This is a genomic window from Streptomyces muensis (assembly GCF_021474425.1).
Classification (GTDB): Bacteria; Actinomycetota; Actinomycetes; order Streptomycetales; family Streptomycetaceae; genus Streptomyces; species Streptomyces muensis.
In genome coordinates this window covers 1-8,289 of sequence record NZ_JAKEIP010000317.1, presented here as the reverse complement: position 1 = coordinate 8,289, position 8,289 = coordinate 1, and the positions used below count along the sequence as shown (strand labels likewise).

General features: G+C 72.5%; 6 protein-coding genes. 2 read left to right on the top strand and 4 right to left on the bottom strand.

The genetic code is table 11. The annotated features are described in order from the left end of the window. Nucleotides 1-7: 7 nt before the first annotated feature. Together L0P92_RS39150 and L0P92_RS39145 are read left to right on the top strand one after the other, a co-directional pair. Complete coding sequence (locus L0P92_RS39150; protein WP_234767904.1) at nucleotides 8-844, top strand: enoyl-CoA hydratase/isomerase family protein; 837 nt, start codon at nucleotides 8-10, stop codon at nucleotides 842-844. Nucleotides 845-976: 132 nt separating this feature from the next. Further along, a complete protein-coding gene (locus L0P92_RS39145) occupies nucleotides 977-1,699 on the top strand; it encodes a hotdog fold domain-containing protein (protein WP_234767903.1) in 723 nt (240 codons plus the stop codon). 55 nt (nucleotides 1,700-1,754) lie between these two features. Here L0P92_RS39145 and L0P92_RS39140 read toward each other — a convergent pair whose 3' ends face one another. The 4 genes from L0P92_RS39140 to L0P92_RS39125 all read right to left on the bottom strand — a co-directional run bounded on the left by L0P92_RS39140 (nucleotide 1,755) and on the right by L0P92_RS39125 (nucleotide 8,137). Further along, nucleotides 1,755-3,578, bottom strand: a complete 1,824-nt coding sequence (locus L0P92_RS39140) for a glycoside hydrolase family 15 protein (protein WP_234767902.1) — start codon at nucleotides 3,576-3,578, stop codon at nucleotides 1,755-1,757. Nucleotides 3,579-3,714: 136 nt separating this feature from the next. Further along, complete coding sequence (locus L0P92_RS39135) at nucleotides 3,715-4,950, bottom strand: glycoside hydrolase family 88 protein (protein WP_234767901.1); 1,236 nt, start codon at nucleotides 4,948-4,950, stop codon at nucleotides 3,715-3,717. A 119-nt stretch (nucleotides 4,951-5,069) separates the two neighbouring features. Beyond that, entirely contained in the window at nucleotides 5,070-6,968 is a 1,899-nt protein-coding gene (locus L0P92_RS39130) for a glycoside hydrolase family 97 protein (protein ID WP_234767900.1), read from the bottom strand. A 173-nt stretch (nucleotides 6,969-7,141) separates the two neighbouring features. Further along, a complete protein-coding gene (locus L0P92_RS39125) occupies nucleotides 7,142-8,137 on the bottom strand; it encodes an Lrp/AsnC family transcriptional regulator (RefSeq protein WP_234767899.1) in 996 nt (331 codons plus the stop codon). Between the last annotated feature and the right edge of the window lie 152 nt (nucleotides 8,138-8,289).

The window sequence follows — 8,289 nt, the reverse complement described above, 5'->3', positions numbered from 1 at the left end:
CCCTCGCATGAACCCCCTGACCGCCCCCGCCTCCTCCACCTCCGCCGCCGCACCGGTCCCGATACCCGTGCCGGTGTCCGGACCGGCACCGGCTTTCGCACCCGGGCACGTGGACATCGCGCAGTCCGGCCCCTTCCTCCACCTCCGGCTCAACCCCGGCCGCAAGGACGACACCCTGAGCACCGGTGTCCTGGACGAGCTCATCACCGTCCTCGACGCCCTGAACGAACGACCCGACATCCGCATCGTCGTCCTGTCCTCCCTGGGCGACGACTTCTGTCTGGGAGCGGACCGCCAGGAGTACGAGGACGCCCTGGCCTCGGACCCGTCCGGAGCCGCGCTGCGCCGCATCGCGGACAAGGCCCACCGGCTGTGCCAGGCCCTGGAGAACACCCACGCCGTCACCGTCGCCCGGCTGCACGGCAAAGTCGTCGGCGCCGGTCTCGCCCTCGCCGCCTACTGCGATCTGCGCGCCGGAGCGGACAGCTGCCGGTTTCGGATGCCGGAGGTCGGCATCGGTCTCGCGCCCGCCTGGGGCGGCGCCATGGGCCGGCTGGTCTCGGAAGTCGGCGCCGCCCGGATCCGCGAACTCATGCTCACCTGCGACGTCTTCGACGCCACCACCGCCCACCGGCTCGGTCTGCTGCACAAGGTCGCCCCCCTCGACCAGTTGGACGACACCGTCGCCGCCTGGACCAAGCCTCTCGCCCGCCGTTCCCCCGAAGCGCTCGTCCTGACCAAACGGATGCTCACCGGTTACGCGAAGGCCGCCAGCACGGCCGACATCGCCCTCCTCGATGCCCACCTCCTGACCTCCCGGCTCACCTCGCGCCCACAGCCGTGAGGTGACCGTCCGCCGACCCGGTGATCCGTACGGTCGGTCGCACACAGGGCCCTCTCCGACACGTTCGGCGGGGGCCCGACGTATGCCGACACCTGGCCGAGCCGTCTCCTCGCCTGTGGTGAAGTGGGGATCATGACGACTGGTGACGCGATCGTGGTGCCCGAGCTGTACTCCGGCTATCCCGGGGTGGCCTTCGGCGGCTATGTGGCCGGCGTTCTGGCGCAGAGGTCCGGAGCACGGACCGTACGGGTCGACTTCCGTGGCCCGGTGCCCGTGGAGAGGCCCGTACGACTCGCCGGAACGGCGGACGGCGGCGTGGAGTTGGGCGAGCCCGAGCGGCCTCTTGCCGCGGCACGCCCCGCCGAGCTGCCGCTGGACGCGCCCGCCGCGCCCTCCTGGGACCAGGCGGCGGCCGCGGCCGAGCGGTTCCGGGCGGCACCGCCGTCGGGTGTGGTCGACTGCTTCGGCTGCGGCCTGCGCGCCGCCGACCGCGGTCTGCGGGTGTACTGCGCCCCGGTGCCGGGTCTCGACCTGGTGGCCTCCGCCTGGACCCCGTCCCCCGCCTTCGCCGACCCGGACGGCCTGCTGCCGACCGCCCTCGTCTGGGGCGCCCTGGACTGCCCCGGAAACTGGGCGGGCCGCTTCCTCGGCACCCAGCGCCCGGGTGCGGTGACCGCGGCCCTCACCGGCACGGTCCTGCGGCCGGTCAGCACGGGTGAGCCGTACATCTCCTACGCCTGGCTGCTGTCGGAATCCGGCCGCAAGCACACGATGGGCGCGGCGCTGGCCACGGCCGACGGCGAACTGTGCGCCGTCTCCGAGGCGTTGTGGATCGACCCCAGGCCCGCCTCGTGAGACCGCCGGCAGCGCGCATGCGCGCTCGCCGCTCCAGTTGGGGTGGCACCCGCGGTCAGCGTTCCGTCCGTTCCAGTTCCTCGTCCAGGGCGAGGGCCGCGCCGATCAGGGCGAGGTGGGTGAACGCCTGGGGGAAGTTGCCGAGCTGTTCCCCGGTGGGGCCGATCTCCTCGGCGAAGAGGCCGACGTGGTTGGCGTACGTGAGCATCGTGTCGAAGGCGTAGCGGGCGAGGTCGACGCGGCCGGCGCGGGCCAGGGCGTCCACGTACAGGAAGCTGCACAGGGAGAAGGTGCCCTCGCGGCCGCGCAGGCCGTCGGGGGAGGCGGCGGGGTCGTAGCGGTGGACGAGGCTGTCGGAGACGAGTTCCGCCTCCATGGCGTCGAGGGTGGACAGCCAGCGGGGGTCGCGCGGGGTGATGAAGCCGACCGCGGGCATGAGGAGCAGCGAGGCGTCCAGTACCTCGCTGCCGTAGTGCTGGACGAACGCCCCGCGCTCGCTGCTCCAGCCGCGCTCCATCACCTGGTGGAGGATGGTGTCGCGGGCGGTGGTCCAGCCGGCCAGGTCGGCGGGGCGGGCGTAGTCTCGGGCCAGGCGGATGCCGCGGTCGAACGCCGTCCAGCACATCAGGCGGCTGTAGGTGAAGTCCTGTTGGCCGCCGCGGGTCTCCCAGATGCCCTCGTCGGGGCGGTCCCAGTTGCGGGTGAGCCAGTCCAGCAGTCCGGCCAGCTCCAGCCAGCCGTCGTAGCCGGCCAGGTGGGCGAGGTCGTCGGTGTGGCCGAGGGCGTGGACCGCTTCGCCGTAGATGTCGAGCTGGAGCTGCTCGGCGGCGCCGTTGCCGATGCGGACGGGGGCGGAGCCGCGGTAGCCCTCCAGGTGGTCCAGGGTCTCCTCGGCGAGGTGGGGGTCGCCGTCGATCCGGTACATGATCTGGAGGGGTTCGCCGGTGACCGTACGGCCCGACTTCAGACGGGCGCCCAGCCACCGGCGGAAGGCGTGGGCCTCGTCGGTGAAGCCGAGGCGCAGCAGGGCCTGCATCGACAGGGACGCGTCGCGCACCCAGGTGTACCGGTAGTCCCAGTTGCGTTCGCCGCCGGGTTGTTCGGGCAGGGCCGCGGTGACCGCGGCGACGGGGGCACCGGTCGGGGCGTAGGTGAGCAGTTTGAGGGTGATGGCGGACCGGTTGACCATGTCCTGCCAGCGCCCCCGGTAGCGGCTGCGGCGGATCCAGCGGTACCAGAAGGTGCGGGCCTCGTCGAAGTCCGTGCGCAGGCCCTCGACGGTCGGCGGGGCGGGTGGTTCCGCGCCGGTCGCGCACACCGTGAGCACCGCCGCCGCCCGCTCGCCGTGCCGCAGCTCGACGACCGCCCGGACGTCCGCGCCGTCCCGTTCCAGCGCGAGGGACCCTCCGGTCTGGAGGTGGGCGTCGGTGCCGGGGCCGGTGAAGTGCGCGGCGTCCGGGCTCAGGTCGAGGCGGTGGTCGGCGCGGCCGTAGTCGAAGCGGGGCCGGCAGGCGAGCGTGAAGCGGACCCGGCCGCGGGTCACCCGCATGATCCGCACCAGCCGGTGCACGTCCGTGGCGGTGTGCGGCTCGCGCACCGGCATGAAGTCGACGACCTCGCCGACCCCGTCCGGCGTGAGGAAGCGGGTGACGAGGACGGCGGTGTCGGCGACGTAGAGCTGGCGTGTGGTGACGTCCTCCCCCTCGACCGTGATGGCGAAGTGGCCGCCCCGGTCGTGGTCCAGCAGTGCGGCGAAGAGGCTCGGTGAGTCGAAGCGCGGGGCGCAGAACCAGTCGACGACGCCCTCGGAGGAGATCAGGGCGGCCGTCTGGAGGTCTCCGACCAGACCGTGATCGCCGATGGGTGGATAGCGCCGCATGGTGATCCTCTCGGCCTCCCGTCGCCGGGTGCGTGCGGGTCCACCCGCCCGTGCCCCGACACTCCTGCCGCTCCGGGAGGGCCGCCACAGGGAGTACGCCACCTGCGTGAACCCGTCGGCGACCGGCCCCGGCCGGTCACACCGTGGAGAGGTCGATCGCCCGGTCGACGTCCCGTGGCCGCAGCACCCGCAGGATGCCCTCCAGCAGGTAGTAGTCGGCGTACGGCAGGGAGATCTCGACCCCGTCCTCGGCCGGCCGGTTGCGGGTGCAGCGGGCCACGACGGCCTCCGCGCGGGCCGAGTTCCGCGTCAGGCAGGTCTCCGCCAGGGCGGTGAGCAGCCGCAGCGCCACCTCGCGGTAGGCGGTTCTGCCGGTGGCCGCGGCCAGGTCGAGCAGACCGCACGCCATGATCGCCCCGGCCGACGCGTCCTTGATGTCGTACGGCTGCTGGGGGGCGCGGTAGTCCCAGACGGGCACGTGGTCCGGGGTGAGCGCGCCCACCGCGAAGTCGGCGAGCCGGCGTGCGGTGGCGAGGAACTCCGGGTCCCCGGTGCGTCGGTACATGGTGGTGAAGCCGTACAGCCCCCATGCCTGCCCGCGCGACCAGCACGACGTGGGGCTGTAGCCCTGGACGGTGTTCGGGCCGATCGGCGCACCGGTGTCCGGGTCGAAGTCGTAGACGTGCGGGGTCGATCCGTCCGCGCGGAGGAAGGCCCGTCGGGTCGTCCTAGCGTGCTCCACGGCGATGTCCAGGTACTTCCCGTCGCCGGTCCGGCTGCTCGCGAAGGCCAGCAGGTCGAGGTTCATCATCGTGTCGATGATGACCCGGCCGGCGTTCTTCGGGTCGTTCAGGGCGCCCCACGCTCTGATGAAGTGCCCGCGCGGGTTGTACCGCTGGATCAGGGAGTCGGCGGCGCGGAGGGCGCCGGTGCGCCAGGCGTCGTCGCCCGTGAGCCGCCAGGCGGTGACCCAGGACGGGTAGAAGAGGAAGCCGAGGTCGTGGGTGCCGGTGTCGTACTGGCGCGGGGCCAGTTTCCGCGCCGAGGCCAGGGCCAGGTCGCGGAACGTGTCGTCCTCGCTGTGGAGCCAGGCCAACCAGAGGGTTCCGGGCCAGAAGCCGCCGACCCAGTCGCCGTTCTGCGAGTAGACCCACTTCTCGAACTTCGTGCCTGTCGGGAAGGCGGTCACGGTCGGGGCGACGGCGTGGAGCTTGTCGACGGCGTAGTCGGCCGCCGCGCGGAGCCTGCGCAGAGTCGCCGCCGGTGTCCGATCGGCGGCGGCCGGTGCCGCGGAGGCGGCCGTCGCCGTGGAAGCGACGGTCGCCGCGGCACCGGCCGCCGTGGCCAGCACAGTACGCCGGGAAACACTCATGCTGATCCCTCCAACTGGTGGTCGGGAGAACGGAGTTGACCGAGCGTCGCACGACCGGCTCACTGCTGTACACCCACGTGAGCAATGTTCATCAGTGTGAACCAGGGATGTGCGCAGAGTCAGCGGTGACAGCTGATGACACCCGGACGCCACGGACACGCGATCCCCGCGAAGCCCCCGTTGGCGACGACCTCCACGCCCAGCGTGTCGCCGCCGCGCAGCACCTGCCGGTTCCGGACGAGCCCGCCCGCCCCGTCCTGGACCGTCTCCACCAGCCAGCGTCCCGGCCCGATGGCCAACGGCACCTCGGCCGTGCGGGCGGGGCCGGCGTACACCCCGCCCAGGAACCAGCGGTCCCCGCTGCGGCGGGCAAGGGCGGCCTCCTCGCCCGGCCGGCCGGCGAGCAGCCGGGTGTCGTCCCAGGCGGCGGGAATCTGGTCGAAGTAGGCGCGGGCGAGCGGGCGTTCGTCGTACGACTCCGGGGTGCCCGCGAGCATCTGCAAACCCGACTCGTAGGCGACGGCGAGTCCGACCTCGGCGGCGTCGGAGTTGGGACGCAGGCCGACGCGCTGGAAGGCGCCGGGGGTGAAGTCCATGGAGCCGATGACGTTACGGGTGAAGGGCAGGGTGGTGAGGTGGGCGGCGGTGTTGGTGCGCTTCTCCTCTCCGGCGACGCCCTCCAGGGTCATGACGTGCGGCCAGGTGCGCTGGATGCCCTTGGGGATCGTGGAGCCGTGGAAGTTGACCATGAGGTGGTGGGCGGCGGTCTCCGCGAGGATGCTGTCGTACCACCGGAGCATGGGCTGCGCCTCGGAGTCCATGAAGTCGATCTTGACGGCCTTGACGCCCCAGCGCTCCAGGGTGGGCAGCCACCGGGCGCGTTCCTCGGCGGTGTCGAGGTCGCGCTGGTGGATCCAGACGATGATGCCGACGCCCTTGGCGCGGGCGTGGTCGACGAGTTCCGGCATCCAGCTGTTCGTCTGCCAGTCCGGGTCGGTGGTGTCCCACTCGTCGGCCTTGAAGTACCAGCCCGCGTCGACGGCCTCGTACGGCCAGTTCCGCTCGGCCGCGTAGTCGACGTACGCCTTCTGCGCCGCAAGGCTCTGGCCTGCCTCCTTGCCGCCCGCGAGCCAGGTCCACAGCACGGTGCCGGGCCGGACCCAGGAGGGGTCGGTGACCTTGGACGCGGGGGCCAGGTCGTCGGTGAACGTCGACCGGGTGACGGTGGCCAGGTCGCCGGTGACCATGGCCCGCCAGGGGGTGGCGAGGGGGCCGTCGGAGTCGTCGGTGCGGACCCGGGCGTCGGCGAGCCTGACTCGGTAGGTGCCGGTGCCCTGGTCGTGGGCGAGCCGGGCACCGGAGTACCCGCCGGTGAGGTCGGACTCGGCGAGCAGGGTGTAGCCGCCGTCGGTCGCGAACAGGGCCTGGTCCGAGTACTCGCCGGTGGGCGCGGACTCGGCGGTGTACCGGGCGAACTGGCCCTCGTTGTCGGCCCGGTAGGTGCCCAGCCACGCGCTCGCGTCGGACGGCAGGTTGAAGGCGGAGGTCTCGCCGAGCACATCGCCGTGACCGGCGGGCAGTACGTACCGGTAGGCGATGCCGTCGGCGGAGGCGCGGACCACGAGGTCCAGGCGGGCGCCGGCCGCGGTGGCGAACGACAGCCGGGTCTCGTTCATCCGGACCCTGCGCTCCAGGCGCTTGCCGGACTTCGTCCGGTAACGCTCGTCGATCCGGCGGTCCTCGCGGTGCAGGAAGCGCAGGTCCTGGGAGAGGTCGGCCTGTTCGGTGACGATGCCGACGGGTGACGGCTCGATGACCGTACGGCCGGCGCGGGCCACCGAGAGGCTGAGCCTGCCGGTGGTGTCGTCCAGCGCCAATCGCGCTTGCGGCGCGTGGGCCGCCACGGAGAAGGTCCAGGCCTGATCGTGCTGCTCGGCCTGTGCGGGGGCGGTCGTGAGGAGCGCGGCCAGCAGGCCGGAACAGAGTCCGGCGAGCGCGGCTCTGATGGGAACAGCCATGAAATCCCTCGCTGTTGATGAGGCGGGGTTGGCATTCATCGGGTGTATCGGGAACATAGCAAGGCTGTTACGCCTGTCAATGAGCCCAACAGCACCAGAGGTTCTCAACTCATCGGATGTGTCGCGAGGTTGGTCTCGTCCTGCGGAGGTACGCCGGGCGCGGCGGCAGGGCGTCAGCCGCGCAGCCACGGCGCGAGCATCCCGCCGCGCTTCAGTGAGCCGAGGACCAGCGACACGTCCACGGACGCCGTCTCACGCAACCACGACGAGCGCGTGACGAACTCGTGCAGCGCCGCCTCGTCCGGGAAGGCGGTCAGGACCAGCAGTTGGCGCTCACCGGTGACGAAGCTGACGTACCGGACGTGCGGGGACTCGGCGAGGGCCGACGTCACCGTGTCGACGGCGGCCGGGACGGCACGCACCCACAGCACGGCCTCCACCGGCAGTCCGAGCAGCAGCGGTTCGATGACGGCACGGACCCGGACGCGGCCCTCCCGGCGCAGCGCGCCCAGCCGGCGCCGCGCGGTGGCCTCGGAGACGCCGCAGACGCGCGCCAGTTCGTCGTAGGTGCACCGCCCGTCCTCGGCCAGGGCGTTCACCAACAGCCGGTCGGGGCGCGGGAGTTCACCTGGGCCGTCGAAGGTGGGCAACGGGTCCGCGGGGCCGGTGGTCGCGGGCGTCCCGTCGGTGAGCGCGGCGATCTCCGCCGCGGTGAGCAGGCCCGCGTGCCACTCCCGGATCGTCCGCACATGCCGCAGCACCGGAAGGGTCAGTGTCCGTACGACGCCCGGCAGGCCCGGCAGTTCGTCCATGACCAGTCCGGCGAGACGGTCGCGGGGGCACTGCACCTCGGCGACGCAGTCCCAGGTCCCGGTCAGGACATGCGCGAAGACACAGTCGGGTCGGCGGGCCAGCGCGGTGGCGACGACACGGGCCCGGCCGGGTGCGCAGCGCACCCCGACCACGGTGCTGCGGCCGCGCACCGCCATGGCGCCGATCCGTACGAGCCCGGAGTCCAGCAGCCGGGTGCCGCGGCGCGCCACGGTGCGTTCCGGTTCGCCGAGGGCCGTGGCGACGCGGTGCCAGGAGGCGCGGCCGTCGATCTGCAGCGCGCTGATGATGCGCCGGTCCAGCGAATCGGCCACGAAGCCGGTGTGCGGTGCGTCCATCGGCCTGAGCGTATGGCCGATTCCGTCGATTTCACAGGGATCGTTGTTCCCTTCCGTCAGCCTGCCCGACGCTGCCGGGAACCGGATCGCAATCGGAGGTGGCCGACGTGACCGCGACACCTGGTAGTCCCCCACACCCCCCGGTGGCCTGT